The 19,170-nt window shown below is 70.0% G+C and carries 17 protein-coding genes and 1 pseudogene; 15 read left to right on the forward strand and 3 right to left on the reverse strand.

What is annotated here, in order from left to right; all coding sequences use genetic code 11:
• Window positions 1-70 precede the first annotated feature (70 nt).
• The gene (rbfA, locus tag AS96_RS11150) at window positions 71-505 is read left to right on the forward strand and encodes a 30S ribosome-binding factor RbfA (RefSeq protein WP_016463288.1); all 435 of its coding nucleotides are present in this window, start codon (window positions 71-73) and stop codon (window positions 503-505) included.
• Between the two features lie 10 nt (window positions 506-515).
• Here the strand turns inward: rbfA and AS96_RS11155 are convergent, their stop codons facing one another.
• Complete coding sequence (locus tag AS96_RS11155) at window positions 516-1,382, reverse strand: A/G-specific adenine glycosylase (protein ID WP_036289722.1); 867 nt, start codon at window positions 1,380-1,382, stop codon at window positions 516-518.
• A 251-nt stretch (window positions 1,383-1,633) separates the two neighbouring features.
• Here AS96_RS11155 and truB point away from each other — a divergent pair, with 251 nt between their 5' ends.
• Genes truB through AS96_RS11175 form a run of 4 tightly spaced genes read left to right on the forward strand, consistent with a single transcriptional unit; the run spans window position 1,634 to window position 4,410 of the window.
• Window positions 1,634-2,551, forward strand: coding sequence for a tRNA pseudouridine(55) synthase TruB (gene truB / locus AS96_RS11160; protein WP_036289724.1), 918 nt, complete (start codon window positions 1,634-1,636; stop codon window positions 2,549-2,551).
• Window positions 2,548-2,916 carry a hypothetical protein gene (locus AS96_RS11165; protein ID WP_036289726.1) on the forward strand — a complete coding sequence of 123 codons (369 nt, stop codon included), beginning with the start codon at window positions 2,548-2,550 and terminating at the stop codon, window positions 2,914-2,916. The genes truB and AS96_RS11165 overlap by 4 nt, the downstream gene beginning before the upstream one ends.
• A gap of 43 nt (window positions 2,917-2,959) precedes the next feature.
• Window positions 2,960-3,466, forward strand: a complete 507-nt coding sequence (locus tag AS96_RS11170) for a hypothetical protein (protein ID WP_036289727.1) — start codon at window positions 2,960-2,962, stop codon at window positions 3,464-3,466.
• Window positions 3,463-4,410, forward strand: coding sequence for a bifunctional riboflavin kinase/FAD synthetase (locus AS96_RS11175; RefSeq protein ID WP_036289730.1), 948 nt, complete (start codon window positions 3,463-3,465; stop codon window positions 4,408-4,410). The genes AS96_RS11170 and AS96_RS11175 overlap by 4 nt, the downstream gene beginning before the upstream one ends.
• Window positions 4,411-4,431: 21 nt before the next feature.
• Here the strand turns inward: AS96_RS11175 and deoC are convergent, their stop codons facing one another.
• A complete protein-coding gene (deoC, locus tag AS96_RS11180; RefSeq protein ID WP_036289732.1) occupies window positions 4,432-5,148 on the reverse strand; it encodes a deoxyribose-phosphate aldolase in 717 nt (238 codons plus the stop codon).
• Between the two features lie 102 nt (window positions 5,149-5,250).
• Here deoC and AS96_RS11185 point away from each other — a divergent pair, with 102 nt between their 5' ends.
• The 5 genes and pseudogenes from AS96_RS11185 (at window position 5,251) to AS96_RS11210 (ending at window position 12,466) form a co-directional block, all read left to right on the forward strand.
• Entirely contained in the window at window positions 5,251-5,460 is a 210-nt protein-coding gene (locus AS96_RS11185) for a heavy-metal-associated domain-containing protein (protein ID WP_036289734.1), read from the forward strand.
• Between the two features lie 15 nt (window positions 5,461-5,475).
• Window positions 5,476-7,775, forward strand: a pseudogene (locus AS96_RS11195) (heavy metal translocating P-type ATPase).
• 206 nt (window positions 7,776-7,981) lie between these two features.
• Complete coding sequence (locus tag AS96_RS11200; RefSeq protein ID WP_036289738.1) at window positions 7,982-10,159, forward strand: DEAD/DEAH box helicase; 2,178 nt, start codon at window positions 7,982-7,984, stop codon at window positions 10,157-10,159.
• 112 nt (window positions 10,160-10,271) lie between these two features.
• Window positions 10,272-11,300, forward strand: a complete 1,029-nt coding sequence (locus AS96_RS11205; RefSeq protein ID WP_005048745.1) for a 6-phosphofructokinase — start codon at window positions 10,272-10,274, stop codon at window positions 11,298-11,300.
• 251 nt (window positions 11,301-11,551) lie between these two features.
• Window positions 11,552-12,466 carry a hypothetical protein gene (locus AS96_RS11210; RefSeq protein ID WP_051498852.1) on the forward strand — a complete coding sequence of 305 codons (915 nt, stop codon included), beginning with the start codon at window positions 11,552-11,554 and terminating at the stop codon, window positions 12,464-12,466.
• Between the two features lie 221 nt (window positions 12,467-12,687).
• Here AS96_RS11210 and AS96_RS11215 read toward each other — a convergent pair whose 3' ends face one another.
• On the reverse strand, window positions 12,688-14,811 hold the full coding sequence (locus AS96_RS11215; RefSeq protein ID WP_036289740.1) for a S9 family peptidase: 2,124 nt from the start codon (window positions 14,809-14,811) through the stop codon (window positions 12,688-12,690).
• A gap of 176 nt (window positions 14,812-14,987) precedes the next feature.
• Here AS96_RS11215 and AS96_RS11220 point away from each other — a divergent pair, with 176 nt between their 5' ends.
• From AS96_RS11220 to AS96_RS11240, 5 genes are all read left to right on the forward strand, one after another.
• A complete protein-coding gene (locus AS96_RS11220) occupies window positions 14,988-16,328 on the forward strand; it encodes an inorganic phosphate transporter (protein ID WP_036289742.1) in 1,341 nt (446 codons plus the stop codon).
• Window positions 16,328-16,660 carry a hypothetical protein gene (locus AS96_RS11225; RefSeq protein WP_036289744.1) on the forward strand — a complete coding sequence of 111 codons (333 nt, stop codon included), beginning with the start codon at window positions 16,328-16,330 and terminating at the stop codon, window positions 16,658-16,660. The genes AS96_RS11220 and AS96_RS11225 overlap by 1 nt, the downstream gene beginning before the upstream one ends.
• An 87-nt stretch (window positions 16,661-16,747) precedes the next feature.
• On the forward strand, window positions 16,748-17,653 hold the full coding sequence (locus AS96_RS11230; RefSeq protein WP_036289745.1) for a phosphodiesterase: 906 nt from the start codon (window positions 16,748-16,750) through the stop codon (window positions 17,651-17,653).
• A 79-nt stretch (window positions 17,654-17,732) separates the two neighbouring features.
• Entirely contained in the window at window positions 17,733-18,128 is a 396-nt protein-coding gene (locus AS96_RS11235; RefSeq protein WP_036289752.1) for a MerR family transcriptional regulator, read from the forward strand.
• Window positions 18,125-19,111: an aldo/keto reductase gene (locus tag AS96_RS11240; protein WP_036289747.1), complete on the forward strand. Its 987-nt coding sequence runs from the start codon at window positions 18,125-18,127 to the stop codon at window positions 19,109-19,111. Before AS96_RS11235 ends, AS96_RS11240 begins: the two co-directional genes overlap by 4 nt.
• The last annotated feature ends 59 nt before the right edge of the window (window positions 19,112-19,170 follow it).

Consider the following 19,170-nt stretch of genomic DNA (forward strand, 5'->3'; position numbering starts at 1 on the left):
GCCGCGACCGGCTCCGCCCTTGCCGTGACTGCGGTGCAGCCGCATTGCTGTGATGTGAAGGGAAGAGAAGATGTCGAACGAACGGCAGGCGAGACTCGCCGACCGCATCCGCGTGCTCATCGCCGAGCGGCTCGAGAAGGGGCTGCGCGACCCGCGCCTCGGCTTCGTGACGATCACCGACGTGCGCGTCACGGGCGACCTGCAGCACGCTTCGGTGTTCTACACGGTGTACGGCGACGACCAGGCGCGCGAGGACTCCGCCGCTGCGCTCAAGGCCGCGACCGGCATGCTGCGCAGCGAGGTGGGCAAGCGTCTCGGCATCCGTCTCACCCCGTCGCTGGAGTTCATCCCCGACGCGCTTCCCGAGAACGCGGGACACATCGCGCAGCTGCTGCGCGAAGCGCAGGAGCGCGATGCGGCCGTGGCAGGGCTTGCGGCCGGGGCCGCGTACGCGGGCGACGCCGACCCGTACGTCAAGCCGCGTGAGGACGACGACGAGGACTGAGCCTCATCGCTCACTGCGGCAGGCGCAGGTTGCCGTCGACGACCTCGACGAGTCCGTCGACGATGAGCGAGTCGATCGCACGATCACGCTGCGCGGGAGTCGGCCAGTCGGCGGCGACGTCGTCGGCGGGCAGCGCATGTGACGGCGCCGCCCGCAGGGCGTGCAGCACCGCTCCGCGCGCCTGACGGTCGCTGCCCTCGTAGGCAGCCTGCTTGCGGCGCAGATCGCCGGTGTCGGGGTAGCCCGCGGCGCGCCAGGCGCAGAGCGCGGAGATCGGACACACGTCGCATCGCGCTGCACGCGCGGTGCACACGAGCGCGCCGAGCTCCATCATGGCGGCGTTCACGATCGCGGCATCCTGATCGTCGCGCGGAAGCAGCGCCGTCATCGCCGCCAGATCACCGCGAGCCGGCGGTCCCGGCTGAGAGCGTCCGTCGACGGCCCGCGCGATGACGCGCCGGGTGTTCGTGTCGACCACCGGGTGACGCTCGCCGTAGGCGAACACGGCCACGGCACGCGCCGTGTAGTCGCCGATGCCCGTCAGGGCGAGAAGGGCCTCGACCTCACGCGGCACGACCCCGTCGTGACGGTCGCGGATCTCCACCGCGGCGCGGTGCAGCCACAGCGCCCGCCGCGGGTAGCCGAGGTTCGCCCACTGTGCGACGGCCGCGGCGGGCGGATCGGCGGCCAGAGCCGTGGGTGTCGGCCAGCGCGTCAGCCAGGCTTCCAGCAGCGGGATGACGCGTGCCACCGGCGTCTGCTGCAACATGAACTCGCTCACCAGCACACCCCAGGCCCCGAACCCCTCCGCGCGCCAGGGCAGATCGCGGGCGTTGTCGCGGTACCAGGCGATGAGCGGCGTCGCGAGGTCGGGCATCGCACCAGCCTACGGTCGCCGACGCGTTGCGTATTCAGTCTCCGCACGATCGCGGCATCCGTGCTCCCGCGACTTCTCGACGATCCGCACTCTGCCGCGGCAGCGCGGACTGAACACGGAACAGGCCGGACGGCAGGGGAGAAGAGGCGAGGCAGACGGGGCCACAGCGTGACGCGGGGCCACCCTGTGATGTGGGCCGTTGCGGTGCGCGCAGACACGGCGAGATGTGGCGCCGCGCCTAGGCTGGAGCAATGCCCGCTTCTCTGCTTGCTGCCCCCAACGGCGTCCTCCTCGTGGACAAGCCGCAGGCGATCACGAGCCACGACGTGGTCGCACGGGCGCGCCGCGCCCTGAACACCCGCAAGATCGGACACGCCGGCACGCTCGACCCGATGGCCACCGGGCTGCTCATCCTGGGGGTCGGACCGGCGACCCGGCTGCTCACCTTCATCGTCGGGCTCGGCAAGACGTACGAGGCCACCGTGCTGCTGGGCGTTGCGACCGACTCCGACGACGCGGACGGCATCGAGACCGCGTGGGCGGATGCCGAGGCCCTCGCGGCCGTGACCGACGAGCGCATCGCCGCCGGCATCGCGGCGCTCACGGGCGAGATCGATCAGGTTCCGAGCACCGTGTCGGCGATCAAGGTCGCCGGCAGACGCGCCTACGACCTCGCCCGAGCGGGAGAGAGCGTCGAGCTGGCAGCCCGCCGGGTGACGGTCGATCGTTTCGACATCGTCCGCCGCCGCGACACCGCCGAGGGGCGCATCGAACTCGACGTCGTCGTCGATTGTTCCAGCGGCACGTACATCCGCGCCCTGGCGCGCGATCTCGGCGCCGCTCTGGGAGTCGGCGGCCACCTGACGGCGCTGCGGCGCACGCGCATCGGCGCGTTCGAGGTGCGCGACGCCGTCTCCGAGATCGCTGCGGACGCGCCGCTGCTGTCGCCGGCGCAGGTCGCGGCATCCGTGCTCGGTGCACTCCCCGTCACTGCGGACGAAGCGCGCGACCTCCGCCACGGCAAGCGTCTGGTCGGCGCGGCACCGCGGCTGGAGGGGGCGATGTCACCGACGCTGGCGGCGATCGATCCCGACGGCCGGCTCGTCGGGATCGTCGAGCGACGCGGTGCCGACATCAAGAGCACGATGAACATGGCGGAGGACGCATGATCGAGTGGTTCGCCATCGTGCAGGTCGCCGTCGCCGTCGTGGCGGGACTCGTCGCGATCATCCTCGGACTCGCCGGCTGTCGACCGAGCGATCTCACTGTCGGCGCGATGGCGCTGATCCTGCTGCTCCTGCTCGCCCAGGTGGTCATCGCGATCGTCGCCCCCCTCGTCGGCAACCCGCCGGCCGGCAGTGCGCTGGAGTTCTGGGTCTACCTCGTCTCGGCCGTGCTCATCCCCCCGGCATCCGTCATCTGGGCGCTCATCGAACGCAGCCGCTGGAGCACGGTGATCATGGGCATCGCTGCGTTGTCGGTCGCGGTCATGGTGTGGCGCATGCAGGTCATCTGGACCACCGCGGGCATGTGAGGCCGCCGCTGCGGCGGAGGCGGGCGCCTATCATTGACAGGTCATGACTGCGCCACACACCGACGCCGCCGCCTCGACCCGGATGACGGGAATCGGGCGCGTGCTCGTCGTCGTCTACGCGGTCATGGCGCTGGCGGCGACCGGACGCTCGTTTGTTCAGATCGTGCAGGACTTCGCCGCCGCGCCGCTGGCGTACACCCTGTCGGCGGCGGCGGCCGTCGTCTACGTGCTCGCTACCGTTGCCCTCGTCAAGTCGGACAGCCGCCGGTGGTACCTCGTGGCCTGGGTGGCGATCTGCTTCGAGCTGGCAGGCGTGCTCATCGTCGGAACGCTCAGCCTCACGCATCCCGAGCTCTTCCTCCACGACGCGACCGTCTGGTCCGGCTATGGCTTCGGCTACTTCTGGGTGCCGCTCGTGCTGCCGTTCGTCGGTCTGTGGTGGCTGCGCAGCGGAGGCCGCGAGCGCGCCGAAGAGGTGGATGCCGCGGCAGCCGCGTCCGACGAGGCGGGCCTTGGCGCCGCGCGCACCGAGGGGAGCTCCAGCTGGTGATCGTCTTTCACGACCCCGCGGAGGTGCCGGCTGGGTTCGGCCCCAGCGTCGTCGCGATCGGCAAGTTCGACGGCGTGCACTCCGGACATCGTGCGGTGATCGACCGTGCGCGTGTCGCCGCGGAGGATGCCGGGGCGCGGGTGGTGGCCGTCACATTCGATCGCAACCCCTTGAGCCTGCTGCGCCCCGAACGGTGCCCGCAGCCCGTGTGCAGCCTCCCGCAGAAGCTCGACCTGCTCGCCGCCGCCGGGGTCGACGCCACCCTCGTGCTCCGCTTCGACGAGGCGCTGGCCTCTCTCGATCCCCGTGCCTTCGTCGAGCATGTGCTCGTCGGCCTGGGAGTGGTCAGCGTGATGGTCGGCGACGACTTCCGCTTCGGCAACGGGGGAGCGGGCGATCCCGACACCCTTGTGCGCCTGGGGGCGGAGTACGGCTTCCACGTCGATGTCGTCGGGGACGTGCAGGGCGGAGGCCGCCGTGTGTCGTCCACGTGGGTGCGGGATCTGCTCGCAGCGGGCGACGTCGAGGGCGCCGCGCGCCTGCTGGGACGTCCCCACGCGGTGCAGGGCGAGGTCGTGCACGGCCTCAAGCGCGGCCGCGAGCTCGGCTACCCGACCGCGAACCTGTCACCCGATGCACAGGGTTTCATCCCGGCCGATGGCGTGTATGCCGGGTGGCTCGTCGACCTCGGCACCGACGGTGCGACGGTGACGACCCGCTACCCGGCGGCGATCTCGGTGGGGACCAACCCGACGTTCGATGATGTTCCGACGCGCCAGGTCGAGGCGTACGTGCTGGATGAGACGGGGCTCGACCTCTACGGGCATCGCGTGCAGATCCGGTTCACGAACCGCATCCGCGGCATGGTCGCCTTCGAGGGGATCGAGGCGCTCATCGCCCAGATGGACGACGACGTCACCCGGGTGCGCGCCGCCCTCGGCTGAGTCGCGCGCACCCGGGCGGGGTCAGTACGACGAGGTGTCGACGGCGCCCGACGCCTGCTCGCCGGCATCCACACGGCGCGCCTCGCCGAGGATGACAGCGCTGCCGCTCGTTCCGAGCCGTGTCGCCCCGGCGGCGAGCATCGCGAGGGCGTCGGCGTAGCTGCGCACCCCGCCGGAGGCCTTCACCTGCACGTCCGGGCCGACGCTGGAGCGCATGAGCTCGACATGGGGGACGGTCGCCCCGCCGCCGGCGAAGCCCGTGGAGGTCTTGACGAAGTCGGCGCCACCGGCTTCGGTCAGTCGGCTGCCGCGGGCGATCTGCTCGTCGTCCAGGAGTGAGGTCTCGAGGATGACCTTCGTCACCTTGCCGGCCGCGGCCGCGACCACCGCCCGGATGTCGGCGACGACGGCGTCGTCGAAGCCCGAGCGCAGGGCGCCGATGTTGATCACCATGTCGAACTCGACCGCACCGTCGGCGAGGGCCTGGCGGACCTCGGCGACCTTCGCGGCGCTGGAGGTGGTGCCGTGCGGAAAGCCGATGACGGTGCCGACGGTGACGCCGGTGCCCGCCAGACGCTCGACGGCGTGCGCGATGTCGCTCGGGCGGACGCACACGCTGAACACGCGCCATTCGGCGGCGATGTCGAGTTCGGCGTCGACATCGGCGCGCGTCAGTTCGGGCTTCAGGATGGCGTGATCGATCGTCGCGGCAAGGTCGCGTTCGGTGATGCTGAACATGTTCCCAGCCTACGCCAGCACTGTGCGGGAATACCCCAGGGGGGTATCATGGTTGTCATCGACAGCCGGCGCCGATCCGCGCCGTCGGCGAAAGGAGTTCCCATGTCCACGCACACGTACGCCGTCGAGGGGATGACCTGCGCCCACTGCGCCGGGGCGGTCACCCGTGAGGTCCGGAAGGTCGACGGCGTGACCGATGTCGTCGTCGACGTCACCGAGGGCACGCTCACCGTCACCGTCGAGGGCGCCGCGCCCGATGACGAGATCGCCGCCGCCGTCGACGAGGCCGGTTACGCCGTCGTCGCACGCTGACGCGAGGGGACGATCATGGAGGCGATCACGTCGGACGCCGAGCCGCGGGCAGAGGCGGTGCTGGAGATCGAGGGCATGACCTGCGCGAGCTGTGTCGCGCGCGTCGAGAAACGGCTGGAGCGGATCGACGGCGTCTCGGCATCCGTGAATCTCGCTACCGAGTCCGCGCGGGTGGATTACCCGAGCGGTGTCGATGCCGCGGCTCTCATCGCCGCGGTGCGCGAGGCGGGGTATGACGCCCGCGTGCGCCAGCGCGGCGGGCACGCACACGAGGCGGTGCACGCCTCCGCGACGGGAGCGCACGACGAGCACGGCTCGCAGGGGGGCATGTCCATGATGTGGAGGACCGGCCGGGCGCGACACCGCTGATGACCCGACTGTGGGTGAGCGCCGCGCTGGCCGTTCCGGTCGTCGTGCTGGGCATGATCCCGGCGTGGCACTTCCCGGGCTGGCAGTGGGTTTCATTCGTCCTGGCGGTGCCGGTCGTGGTGTGGGGCGGGTGGCCTTTCCACCGCGCGACGATCGCGAACGCGCGTCACGGCGCGATGACGATGGACACGCTCATCACACTCGGCACGGGAGCGGCGACGCTGTGGAGCATCTGGGCGCTGTTGTTCGGAACCGCCGGACGGCTCGACATGCGCCACGAGGGAGGCACGTTCGCTCCTGTCCACGACCCCTCCTCGTTGGTGTACTTCGAGGTCGCCGCGGTGGTGACGGTGTTCCTCCTGCTCGGACGTGTCATCGAGCAGCGTTCGAAGCGCACCGCCGGCGCAGCCGTGCGCGCGCTCATGGAACTGTCCGCTCGCGACGTCGAGCTCGAGGACGGCCGCCGCGTGCCGATCGAGATGCTCCGTGTCGGCGACGCCTTCGTCGTGCGCCCGGGGGAGAAGGTCGCGACCGATGGCGTCGTCCGCAGCGGACAGGCGTCGATCGACGAGAGCATGATCACGGGGGAGTCCGTTCCCATCGATGTGGAGGCCGGTTCCGCCGTCACCGGCGGCACCATCGCCGCCGACGGCCGCCTCGTCGTGGAGGCGACCTCGATCGGTGACGACACCCGCCTCGCCCGGATGGCTCGGCTCATCGAAGACGCGCAAGCCGGAAAGAGTCGCGTCCAGCGCCTGGCCGATCGCATCTCGGGGATCTTCGTTCCCGTGGTCATCGGCCTCTCCCTCCTCACGCTGCTCGTGTGGCTGCTGGTGGGAGGATTCACCGGCCAAGCGCTCGCCTCGGGCTTCACCGCCGCCGTCGCGGTGCTCATCATCGCCTGCCCCTGCGCGCTCGGGCTGGCCACGCCCATCGCGATCCTCGTCGGCACCGGACGCGGCGCGCAACTGGGCGTCTTGATCACAGGCCCCGAAGCGCTCGAGGCCGCCGACAGGATCGACACGGTGATCCTCGACAAGACCGGTACCGTCACCGAGGGGGCGATGACGGTCGCCGCCGTCACGCCGATCGGCGGAGCCGACATCGCCATGGTGCGACTGCTCGTCGGCTCGCTGGAGAGGGCGTCCGAGCATCCCGTCGCGCGCGCCGTCGCAGCGCTCGCCGAGAACCCTCGGGAGGTCAGCGACTTCGCCGGGCGTGCCGGGCTCGGCGTGACCGGTGTCGTCGACGGTCACCGCGTGTTCGCGGGTCGACCGGCGTTCGCCCTCGATCAGGCCGCCGCGTCCGACCCGGAGCGGGCCGGTGCGGTGGAGGACGCCGTCGATCGCGCGCAGCGAGGCGGTGCGACCGCGATCGTCGCCGGGTGGGACGGCCGTATCAACGCTGTCATCGCCGTCGCCGACACCGTTCGTCACGACAGTGCTCAGACGGTCACGGCGCTGCGGGAGATGGGCCTCGAGGTCGTGCTGTTGACCGGCGACAATGCGGGCGCCGCGCGGGCGGTCGCCGGTGCCGTCGGCATCCGCGAGGTCATCGCCGGCGTGCTCCCGGAGGGCAAGGTCGCCGAGGTCGAGCGGCTGCGTGCCGTCGGACACCGGGTCGCCATGGTGGGCGACGGTGTCAACGACGCGGCCGCGCTGGCGACCGCCGATCTCGGCATCGCGATGGGGTCGGGGACGGATGCCGCGATGCATGCGAGCGACATCGCGGTCACCGGCAGCGGCTTGTCACCGGTGCTCACCGCGATCCGCCTCAGCCGGCGCACCATGCGCATCATCCGCGGCAACCTCTTCTGGGCCTTCGCCTACAACGTCGCCGCCCTGCCGTTGGCAGCGCTCGGCGTGCTCAATCCGATGATCGCCGGAGCGGCCATGGCCTTCTCGAGCGTCTTCGTCGTCCTCAACAGCCTGCGGCTGCGCCGGTGACCCGGCCGCCGCTCGCGGCGATGGGGGAGGGCGCGCTAGACTGAGGGGGAGGTCCGCGCCGTTCGTCGCCGCAGCTCGCAGAAGCGAGTACCCGCAGCCGAAGGATCCGCGCCTCGCCCTACCCCGCGGCGACCGCTGCGGAATGACTGACCGGTCATCCGACCGGACCCACGCCGGTCTTCCGGCGCTTCACGCTCAGGAGGAGCATGCCGACCACGGCATCCACTGCCACCGCGTCACGCCGACGCGGCTCGTCCCATCGCGGCTCGTCCGCCCGTCGCGACGACGACGCCCCGCTGATCCCGATCCTCGCCCGCAAAGTGCGCGAGGTCGAGGCGAAGGCCCAGAAGGGCAAACTCGGTCCGACCAACCGTGTCAAGTTCCAGGTCATCGCCTTCCTCGTCCGCGAGGAGCGCGCGCGCGTCAAGGCCGACGAGACCGTGCCCACCGCAGCGCGTGCCGAGCTGCTCAAGCGTCTCGACGGCGTTGCGACGATCCTTGCCAAGACCGCGGCCCGCGACACCTCGCTGATCCAGCTGCTCGAGGTCGACCAGGCCACCTCGCCGGTCGCCAAGCGCATGCGCCGCGACTGGCTGCTCGAGTCGGGGGCGGAGCTGCCCGATGACGAGCTCATCATCACCGACGCCGCGCCCGCCGCTCAGGGGTGGGGACAGACTCCCGTCGTGCCCGCGGCGCTCGCCGAGCGCCAGGTCGTGCCGCCGCAGATCGAGGCGCGCCGTGAGGCGAACCCGTTCCTGGCTCCCGACGTGGCACTGCGCGCACCGGCATCCACCGCCCGCCGCCGGCTGGACGGCTGGGAGCTGATGGGGCCGCTGTACAAGGCGTTCGAGATCGGGGCCGGCGGCGCGAGCGCCTCCATGGAGCTTCCGCCCGTTCCCGAGTTCGATCGGATCTCGCCCAAGGGGCTCGAGATCATGCCGCACCAGTCGCGCTTCCTGGAGGCCGTGCGCGCCGGTCACCGGTCGTTCCTGCTGGCCGACGAGCCGGGCCTCGGCAAGACCGCACAGTCGGTGCTGGCCGCCTCCGTCGCCGATGCGTATCCGCTGCTGGCGGTCGTGCCCAATGTCGTCAAGATGAACTGGGCGCGTGAGGTCGAGCGGTGGACGCCGCAGCGACGTGCGACCGTCATCCACGGCGACGGCGACACCGTCGACGCGTTCGCCGACGTCTTCATCGTCAATTACGAGGTGCTCGATCGGCACCTGTCCTGGCTCGGCTCGCTCGGCCTGAAGGGCATGGTCGTCGACGAGGCCCACTTCATCAAGAACCTCAGCTCGCAGCGTTCCCAGAACGTGCTCGCCCTGGGCGGGCGCATCCGCGAGCAGGTGCGCAACCCGCTGATGCTCGCCCTCACGGGAACGCCGCTGATCAACGACGTCGAGGACTTCGACGCGATCTGGCGCTTCCTCGGCTGGACCAACGGCGAGAAGCCGGGCCCCGAGCTCATGGAGAAGCTCGACGCGACGGGATTCACGCCGGCCGACAAGGCGTTCTACCCCGAGGCGCGCGACGCCGTGATCTCGATGGGCATCGTCCGTCGAAAGAAGAAGGACGTCGCGGCCGATCTTCCCGACAAGCTCGTCGCCGACCTGCCGGTGGAACTCGACGACGAGTTCGGACGCTCCATCCGCGAAGCGGAGCGTGAGCTCGGATCGCGCCTGGCGGCCAAGTACCGCCGCATCATCGAGGCGCGCGGCGACAAGGTGCTCATCGGCGAGGTCGACGACGACATCGTCCGCCTCGTCGCGCACGGTGAACTCGAAGACGCGAAGGCGTCGGCCGCCGGCGCGGACAACGTCTTCACGATGGTCCGCAAGATCGGTCAGGCCAAGGCCCATCTCGCCGCCGACTATGCCGTGCAGCTGCAGCGCTCGGTCGGCAAGGTGGTCTTCTTCGCGAAGCACATCGACGTCATGGATGCCGCAGAGGCGCACTTCGCGGCATCCGGCCTTCGGACGATCTCCATCCGCGGCGATCAGACGACCACCGCCCGCCAGCAGGCGATCGACGCCTTCAACACCGACCCCGGTGTGGCGATCGCCGTGTGCTCGCTGACGGCGGCCGGCGTCGGACTGAACATGCAGGCGGCATCCAACGTCGTGCTCGCCGAGCTCTCGTGGACCGCCGCCGAGCAGACGCAGGCCATCGATCGGGTGCACCGCATCGGCCAGGACGAGCCCGTCACCGCGTGGCGCATCATCGCCGCACACACGATCGACACGAAGATCGCGGAGCTCATCGACTCCAAGCAGGGTCTTGCCCAGCGCGCCCTGGACGGCGCCCAGCTCGACCCCACCTCGAGCGATTCCGTGCAGCTGTCGGCGCTCATGCACCTGCTGCGCCAGGCGCTCAGCGCCGCCTGAGGCGGGCCGGGATTATCGACGGCGGATGCGGTGGCATCCGCCGTCGATACGGCGATAGTGTCAAGGAGGCAGCGTCGCCGAATCACATCCCGAATCACCAAAGGATCTCCACATGAAGATCGGTATCCTCACCAGCGGCGGAGACTGCCCCGGACTGAACGCGGTCATCCGCGGCGTCGTCCTCAAGGGCACCACGAACTACAACATCGAGTTCGTCGGCATCCGTGACGGCTGGCGTGGCGTCGTCGACGGCGACTTCTTCCCGCTCACCCGCCACGAGGTCAAGGGCCTCTCGAAGGTCGGCGGCACCATCCTCGGCACGAGCCGCACCAACCCCTACGAGGGCCCCCGCGGCGGCGCCGAGAACATCGCGAAGACGCTCTACGGCCACCACATCGACGGGATCATCGCGATCGGCGGCGAGGGCACGCTCGCCGCGGCCAACCGGCTGTGGAACGACGGCATCAACGTCATGGGTGTGCCCAAGACCATCGACAACGACCTCCGGGCCACCGACTACTCCTTCGGCTTCGACACCGCCGTCAACATCGCCACCGACGCCATGGATCGCCTCCGCACCACCGGAGACTCGCACCAGCGCTGCATGGTCGCCGAGGTCATGGGCCGGCACGTGGGGTGGATCGCCCTGCACTCCGGCATCGCGGCCGGCGCGCACGTGATCTGCATCCCCGAGGTGCCCATGTCCATCACCGAGATCGCCGCGCAGGTGCAGAAGGCGCATGACCGGGGGCGCGCGCCCCTCGTCGTCGTGTCCGAGGGCTTCACGCTCACGGGTATGGACGAGGCCTTCAGCGACAAGGGGCTCGACGCCTTCAACCGCCCTCGCCTGGGCGGCATCAGCGAGGTTCTGGCGCCCGAGATCGAGCGTCTGACCGGTATCGAGACGCGTGCGACCGTGCTCGGCCACATCCAGCGCGGCGGCTCGCCCTCCGGCTTCGACCGGGTGCTCGCGACGCGCCTGGGTCTGCACGCGGCCGACTCCGTCTACGAGCAGGCCTGGGGCCAGATGGTCTCGCTGAAGGGCACCGACATCGTGCGGGTGCCTTTTGCGGAGGCTCTCGGTGAGCTGAACACGGTGCCGATCTACCGCTACGAAGAGGCCGCCGCGCTCTTCGGCTGAGCCCGCCACCGGGACACCGCAGATTCCGTGTCCCACTTTTCGCTGGCGTTGTCCCACTTCCGCCGTGCCGTGTCCCGCTTTCTGCTGTGCAGGAGGCCACCGGACAGCAGGAAGTGGGACACGTCCTGCGAGGGTCACTCTCACTGACCACGCCCTACGCAGGTTCCTCCCCGGCCGCGTCGGGCTCCGAGGTTTCCACCGTTCGGTGCTCAGCCACCAGAGCATCGCTGCGCACGGGTGACGCTTGCGCGATGACGACCTCGAGCGACCTGCCGCTGAGTCTGCCGGACGCGTTCACCGTCGCTCAGGCGCGAGATGCGGGCGTGAGCCCCGGGCGGCTGCGGGGACGCGATCTGTCGCGTCCCTTCCACGGCGTCCGCGCGCGAGCGGAGCCCACTCCTGGCTCGCTCGAGGCATCGTGTCGGGCGCTGCTGCCGAGGCTGCGCATCGGGCAGTTCTTCAGCCACGAGACCGCCCTGTATCTTCTCGGAGTGCCTCAGCCGGAGTGGCCGTATGAGCCGACCATCCACGTGTCCACCCACCGTCCTGCGCGCGAACCCCGTACTCACGCCGTGGTGGGTCATCGGCTGCAGCTGCGAACGCCGGCCCACACGACGGTGGGCGGGATGCCGGTCGAGCACCCGGCGCGTGCCTGGCGTCAAACGGGCACGCTCTGGCGGCTCGATGACCTCGTTGCCGCGGCAGATCACCTGATCTCAGGCCGGAGCCCGCTGGCGAGTGCGGCCGAGCTTCGGGGTGAGATCGAGGTGATGGGCGACGTGCGCGGCGGAATTCTCCGCAGGGCGCTGGCGCTCGCTCGCGGTGGCGTGCGCTCTCCTCGCGAAACGCGCTTGCGGCTGCTGCTGAGTCGCGCGGGCCTGCCGGAGGCCGAGGTGGCCTGGAACCTGTTCGACGATCGGGGGACGTTCGTCGCGGAGCTCGATCTGGCCTTTCCCCGCTACCGTCTCGCGGTCGAGTACGACGGCCGCGTCCACGCTGACGATGCGCGTCAGTTCGCGCGCGACGCCGACCGGTGGGCGGCCATTCGCGGCCTGGGGTGGCAGCACGAGCGCGTGCTGGCTCATCACCTCGTCGGCGATGGCCGGCTCGCGGTCGCGATGGTACGAGACGCCCTGCAGCGTGCGGGGTGGACGCCCGGGCGCTGACGCCGGGGCACAGAGGCGCGGCGCCGGAGCTGTGTGTCCCACATCCTGCTGCCTGGGAGCGCTGTCAAGCACAGATAGTGGGACACGCCTCGGCATAAGTGGGACACGCCTCGGCATAAGTGGGACATGCCTCGGCATAAGTGGGACATGCCTCGGCATAAGTGGGACATGCCGCGGCGTGCGGGGGACAGGTGCGGGGGACAGGTCCGGGGAGGGGGGAATCAGTCCTCGGCGAGGCCCAGCACGTCCAGTAACCAGGCGAGCTCGAAGGCGCGCTGCTGCCAGGAGTTGTAGCGCCCGGAGACACCGCCGTGGCCCGCGACCATCTCGCACTTCAGCAGTGCGTCAGCACCGACCTCGCGCAATCGCGCCACCCACTTGGCGGGTTCCACGTAGTAGACGCGGGTGTCGTTGAGCGAGGTGGTCGCGAGGATCCGCGGATACGTCACTCCCTCGCGCACGTTCTCGTACGGCGTGTACGACTTCATGTACGCGTAGACCTCCGCGTCGTGCAGCGGATCGCCCCACTCGTCCCACTCGATCACCGTCAGCGGGAGCGAAGGATCGAGGATGGTCGTCAGGGCGTCGACGAAGGGGACGTCGGCGAGGATGCCGGCGAACAGCTCGGGGGCGAGGTTCGCGACCGCGCCCATCAGCAGACCGCCCGCAGAACCGCCTTCGGCGACGAGGCGGTCGGGTGCGGTGACGCCCGTGTCGATCAGATGACGCGCGACCGCGACGAAGTCGGTGAAGGTGTTGCGCTTGTGCTGCAGCTTGCCGTCCTCGTACCACTGCCGTCCGAGTTCGCCGCCGCCGCGAACGTGCGCGACGGCGAAGACGACGCCGCGATCGAGCATCGACAGACGCGCCACCGAGAAACCGGGTTCGATGGAGTGCTCGTAGGACCCGTACCCGTAGAGGTGCAGCGGACGCGGCGCGTTCCCCGGCTCGCCGAACGACCGCTTCCACACGATCGAGACGGGCACGTGGGTGCCGTCGGATGCCATGACCCACTCGCGCCGCTGCCCGTAGGCCGACGGATCGTATCCGCCGAGCACGGGCTGGCGCTTGCGCAGGTGCAGCTCACGCGCCGCCACGTCGTAGTCGTAGACGGTCCCGGGGGTGAGGAACGAGCCGTAACCGAGCCGCACCACGGGCGGGGCCCATTCGGGATTGCCGCCGGCTCCGGCGGTGTAGAGCTCCTCCTCGAAGGCGAGCTCGTCGATGCTGCCGGTGGCGTAGTCCAGGATCCCCATTCGCGACAGCCCGTCGCGTCGGTACGACACGACCCCCCAGTCGCGGAAGGCGGACATATCCAGCACGCGCCGCCCGGGAGTGTGGGCCAGCACGACGTCGCGTTGGCCCTGCGGATCGGATGCCGCGACGCGCACCAGTTCGAAATCGAGCGCGCCGTCGTTGTGCACGATGTAGAGCACGTCCTCGCCGTCCACGACGGCATGGGTGGCCGAGTACTCGACGCCTTCTCGACGCGGCCAGATGGATCGCGGTTCGGAACGCAGATCGGTCGCGTCGACGAGGTACTCCTCGGTCGTGATGGAGGAGCCCACCTCGATGACCAGGTACTTCTCGCTGCGCGTGAAGCCGGCACCCACCCAGTAGCGCTCGTCCGGCTCGTGGAACAGGCGCGCGTCGGCTGCGGCATCGGTGCCGACCTCGTGCAGCCACACGGTGTCGGGCCGCCACGCGTCGTCGACCGTCGTGTAGACGATGTACCGGCCGTCGGGGGAGAACGACGCTCCCGCCGAGGTGTTCTCGATGACGTCGGGCAGGTTCTTCCCGCTGACGAGGTCGCGCACACGCAGCGTGTAGCGCTCGTCGCCGTCCACATCGACACCGAAGAGCAGTCGAGAACCGTCGGTCGAGACGTCGAAGCTGCCCAGGGAGAAGAACTCGTGACCGTCGGCCTCGACGTTGCCGTCGAGCAGGACGATCTCGCCGGGGACGTCGACGCCCGGCGTCAGGACAGGCGGCGTCCAGTCGTCGGGGCCGGCCAGAGGCGCGCGGCATTGGATGCCGTACTGCTTGCCCTCGACGGTGCGCCCGTAGTACCACCATGCGCCCTGACGCGTCGGAACGGACAGGTCGGTCTCGAGGGTGCGAGCCTTGATCTCGTCGAAGATGCGCTGGCGCAGCCCCGCGAGGTGGGCCGTGCGCTGCTCGGTGAAGGCGTTCTCGGCTTCGAGGTGCGCGATGACCTCGGCATCCTCCTTCTCCCGCAGCCACTCGTAGTCGTCTCGCACCTCGTCGCCGTGATGATGGCGAAGCGTCGGACGGGCGGCGGCGACGGGGGCGGACAGCGGCGTGGAGGACGTCTCTCGGGTCACCGCTCCACGCTAATCCACGCCCGGCGTGTCGGGGCGGGATCGCCGTTCTGCGAGGGGCCTTGAGTGTGGGAGTATTTCTGTGGTCCGGTTGCCGGAGTATGAACCCACGGTGAACTCTTCGTTCGCATCGCCGATTCCGTCGGCTCCCTTCCTGTGAATCCCGACGAAAGCGAACTGTGGAAACCGCTGCCCTCATCGTCGTGCTGGTGATCGCGCTGGCGCTGTTCTTCGACTTCACGAACGGCTTTCACGACACCGCGAACGCGATGGCCACCCCGATCGCGACCGGTGCCCTCAAGCCCAAAGTCGCCGTTCTGCTCGCCGCGAGTCTCAATCTCGTCGGCGCCTTCCTGTCCACCGAGGTGTCGAAGACGATCTCGCACGGGATCATCCGCGAGGACCAGATTGAGCCGCTCGCGTTCCTGCCGATCATCTTCGCCGGCCTGATCGGTGCGATCACCTGGAACATGCTGACCTGGCTGCTGGGTCTGCCCTCCAGCTCCTCGCACGCCCTGTTCGGCGGGTTGATCGGGGCGACGCTCGTCGGCGCGAGCGCGGCGGCCATCGATTTCGGCATGGTGCTGAGCAAGGTCGTCCTGCCGGCATTGATCGCCCCGTTCACGGCCGGTGTCATCGCCTTCCTGGCGACGCGGCTCGCCTACGCGATGACGCGTCGCTACGACAACAAGCCCGACGGTCGCGACGGGTTCCGCTGGGGCCAGATCTTCACCTCCTCCCTCGTCGCCCTCGCCCACGGCACGAACGATGCGCAGAAGACGATGGGTGTCATCACCCTCGCGCTGATCATGGCGGGCTGGCAGAGCGGTGCCCATGCCGACCCGCAGCTGTGGGTGATCCTGGCCTGTGCGTTCACGATCGCGCTCGGCACCTACATGGGCGGCTGGCGCATCATCCGTACGCTCGGCAAGGGGCTCACCGACGTGAAGCCCGCACAGGGCTTCTCCGCCGAGACGTCCACGGCGGCGACCATCCTCGCCTCCAGCGCGCTCGGCTTCGCGCTGTCGACGACGCAGGTCGCCTCGGGCTCGGTCATCGGCTCCGGACTCGGGCGGCGGGGCTCGAAAGTGCGCTGGCGCACCGTCGGGCGCATCGCCGTGGGATGGGTGCTGACGCTGCCCGCCTCGGCCGCCGTCGGTGCCTTCGCCGCACTGCTGGTCGTCTGGTTCGCAGGCGCCGGCATCGTCATCGACGCGGTGCTCGCCGTCGCGATCATCGTCGGTCTGTTCCTGCGCTCGCGTCGCACGCACGTGGACTCGTCGAATGCGATGAGCGAGGTCGCCGACTCGGGGCTCGCGGTCAAGGTCAAGCGCAACCCGCCGCCCACGCGTCGTCAGCGCGCGATCCTGCGCGCCGAGCGCGCGCAGCAGAAGGCAGACCGGGCGAAGGAGCGGGCGAAGAGCACGGCGCCCGGCGGGAAGAAGCCCTCGGCCACGAAGCCTTCGGCCACGAAGCCTTCCGCCGAGAAGTCCGGTGCTGAGAAGACGGGGGAGCGCTGATGGGTATCAGCATCGACTGGTTGGCCTTCGTCCAGGTCTTCGCCGCCGCCTTGATCGGTGCGCTGCTCGTCGTCGGCTTCTATGCGGGCGGTCTGCGGCTGCTGGTACGTGGCGGACGGGCGCCCATCGTCGCTCCCGCAGAGTTCACCGACGCGATCACCGTGATCAGCGAGAAGGAGGCGCGTCGTGCGGCCAAAGCCGCCGCGAAGGCGGCGAAGAAGAGCCCCCTGACCGACGGGCAGAAGCGTCTGGCGCTGATCGGTGCCTACCTGTCATTCGCACTGTGCGGCGTCGCGGTTCTCGCTGGGCTCGCCCTGATCGTCCTGCACTGACCCACCGGCATCGCGATCGCGGGCGCCTCACGCCCGGAACTGCGGGAGGGTCCGCCCCGCGTCGGCGGCGGCGCCTAGGCTGACCTCATGGCCCCTGCCTCGTTCTCGTTCGGCATCCATCCGCCCGCCCAGCGCGTGATCGTCCATCTCAGCGATACGCATCTGCTCGCCGGGAACCGGCCCCTCGGTGGCCGATACGACACCGCCGCCAACCTCATCGCGACATTGGCGGCAGTCGAGCGCACCGGCGTCAAGGCCGACGCCATCGTGTTCACGGGCGACCTGACCGATCTGGGTGAGCCGGACGCCTACGCCGCCCTGCGCGCCGAGGTCGAACCCGTCGCTGCGCGGCTGGGTGCGCCCATCGTGTGGGTCGCGGGAAATCATGACGAGCGCCCCGCGTTGCGTGCGGGACTTCTCGACGAGGCGCCGAGTCTCGAACCCGTCACCGGTGTGTGGGACCTCGGCGGACTGCGCCTGATCGCTCTCGATTCCTCCGTGCCGGGGTGGCATCACGGTGACCTGGATGCCGCACAGCTGGACTGGCTCCGCGGCATCCTCGCCGAACCGGCGCCGCTGGGCACCGTGCTGGCTCTGCATCATCCGCCGCTGCCGAGCCACATCCCGTTCTTCGATATCCTCGAACTCCGTCATCAGAGCGAGTTCGCGGCGGCGCTCGCCGGCAGCGACGTCCGCGCCATCCTCGCCGGACACCTCCACTACGCCACGGCGGGCACCTTCGCCGGCATCCCGGTCAGCGTCGCATCGGCGACCTGTTACACGATGAACCTCCAGCGTCCGCCGCAGGAGGTCAACGGCATGGACGGCGGACAGTCCTTCCATCTCGTGCACGTCTACGACGACACCATCACGCACAGCGTCGTCCCGGTCGGTGAGGCCGAGACGGCCGAGGTCTTCAGCGAGGAATGGACACGGGCGATGGCCGCACTCGACCCGGAGGAGCGGCTCGAGGCCTTCTCCCGAAAGCGCTGAGATCGCGAGGTGTCCCGGGCGCGGCAGATGCGCTCATGCGGCTTGACTTCGAGTGCACTCGAAGTTCTACCGTGGGCACATGACCCTGCTCCCCGTCCCCGCGCGCGAGGGCGTCTCGATCGCCGAGGCCGCCGCCGCCACCGACGTCTCGACGCACACCCTGCGCTACTACGAGCGCGAGGGGCTCATGCTGACGCCGATCGACCGCGCCTCCTCCTCGCACCGCCGCTACTCGGATGCCGACATCTCCTGGGTGCGCTTCCTGACGCGGCTGCGCCTCACGGGCATGCCGATCGCCGGCATCCGCCGCTACACCGAGCTGGTGCGCGTGGGGGAGTCCACCGTGCCCGAGCGCCGGGAGCTGCTCGTCGCCCATCGCGAACGTGTGCGCGCACAGCTCGACGAGATCACCGCGAGCCTGCGGGCCATCGACCACAAGATCGACATCTACGACAAGGAGATCTCACTCTCATGAAGACCACCACTCTGGGAACCTCCACCCCCATCGAGGTCAGCCGCATCGGCCTCGGACTGATGGGCATCAGCGCCTTCTACACCGGCGCCGGCCAGGACGACGCCGACGGGGCGCGCACGATCCTCGGCGCCCTCGACCGCGGCGTCACCTTCCTCGACACTGCGGAGATGTACGGGCCGTACACGAACGAGGAACTCCTCGGCAAGACGCTGGCCGAGGCGGGCCGCCGGGACGACGTCGTCATCGCCACGAAGTTCGGCACGATCCGCCACACGACGACCGGCGAGCGCGGGCTGGACGGCACACCGGCCAACGTGCGGCTGGCCGTCGAGGGGTCGCTGCGCCGGCTGCGCACCGATCGCATCGACATCTACTACCAGCACCGGATGGACCCTGCGACGCCCATCGAGGACACGGTCGGCGCGCTGGCCGAGCTCGTCGCCGAAGGCAAGATCCGCGGCTACGGCCTCTCGGAGGCCTCGGTCGCGACGATCCGTCGCGCGCACGCGGTCCATCCCGTGACCGCGATTCAGACCGAGTACTCACTGTGGACGCGCGACCCCGAGGCGGAGCTGCTGCCGGCGCTCGCCGAGCTCGGCATCGGGTTCGTTCCGTACTCTCCCCTCGGGCGGGGGTTCCTCACCGGCGCGATCCGCTCGCTGGACGCGCTCGACGAGGATGACTTCCGCAAGAGCAACCCGCGTTTCGCCGACGGCGCGTTCCAGGCCAACCTCGCGATCGTCGACGAGGTCGAGAAGGTCGCCGCGGATGCCGGCGCCACCCCCGCTCAGGTGGCGCTGGCGTGGCTGCTGGCCCAGGGGGAGCACATCGCGCCGATCCCTGGCACGCGAAAGCTCACCCGCGTCGAGGAGAACATCGCAGCGGTCGACCTGGTGCTGACGCAGGACCAGGTGGCCGTGCTGGCCGCCATCGGCTCTCCGGTCGGCGACCGCTACGCCGACATGTCGACCGTCAACCGCTGACCGTCGAGGTGCCCTTCGTCGCGGCCTCGGCCGCGGCGGAGGGCACCCGTCTGTCCGGG

The sequence above is a fragment of the Microbacterium sp. MRS-1 genome, assembly GCF_000585455.1.
GTDB classification, from domain to species: Bacteria; Actinomycetota; Actinomycetes; order Actinomycetales; family Microbacteriaceae; genus Microbacterium; species Microbacterium laevaniformans.

Excerpts from the sequence above, each read along its gene's own strand:
- AS96_RS11240 (WP_036289747.1), top strand. The coding sequence starts at position 18,125 with ATGAAGACCACCACTCTGGGAACCTCCACCCCCATCGAGGTCAGCCGC.
- AS96_RS11205 (WP_005048745.1), top strand. The coding sequence starts at position 10,272 with ATGAAGATCGGTATCCTCACCAGCGGCGGAGACTGCCCCGGACTGAAC.
- AS96_RS11165 (WP_036289726.1), top strand. The coding sequence starts at position 2,548 with ATGATCGAGTGGTTCGCCATCGTGCAGGTCGCCGTCGCCGTCGTGGCG.
- truB (WP_036289724.1), top strand. The coding sequence starts at position 1,634 with ATGCCCGCTTCTCTGCTTGCTGCCCCCAACGGCGTCCTCCTCGTGGAC.
- AS96_RS11155 (WP_036289722.1), bottom strand. The coding sequence starts at position 1,382 with ATGCCCGACCTCGCGACGCCGCTCATCGCCTGGTACCGCGACAACGCC.
- AS96_RS11235 (WP_036289752.1), top strand. The coding sequence starts at position 17,733 with ATGACCCTGCTCCCCGTCCCCGCGCGCGAGGGCGTCTCGATCGCCGAG.
- AS96_RS11170 (WP_036289727.1), top strand. The coding sequence starts at position 2,960 with ATGACTGCGCCACACACCGACGCCGCCGCCTCGACCCGGATGACGGGA.
- rbfA (WP_016463288.1), top strand. The coding sequence starts at position 71 with ATGTCGAACGAACGGCAGGCGAGACTCGCCGACCGCATCCGCGTGCTC.
- AS96_RS11200 (WP_036289738.1), top strand. The coding sequence starts at position 7,982 with ATGCCGACCACGGCATCCACTGCCACCGCGTCACGCCGACGCGGCTCG.
- AS96_RS11185 (WP_036289734.1), top strand. The coding sequence starts at position 5,251 with ATGTCCACGCACACGTACGCCGTCGAGGGGATGACCTGCGCCCACTGC.
- AS96_RS11230 (WP_036289745.1), top strand. The coding sequence starts at position 16,748 with ATGGCCCCTGCCTCGTTCTCGTTCGGCATCCATCCGCCCGCCCAGCGC.
- deoC (WP_036289732.1), bottom strand. The coding sequence starts at position 5,148 with ATGTTCAGCATCACCGAACGCGACCTTGCCGCGACGATCGATCACGCC.
- AS96_RS11210 (WP_051498852.1), top strand. The coding sequence starts at position 11,552 with ATGACGACCTCGAGCGACCTGCCGCTGAGTCTGCCGGACGCGTTCACC.
- AS96_RS11225 (WP_036289744.1), top strand. The coding sequence starts at position 16,328 with ATGGGTATCAGCATCGACTGGTTGGCCTTCGTCCAGGTCTTCGCCGCC.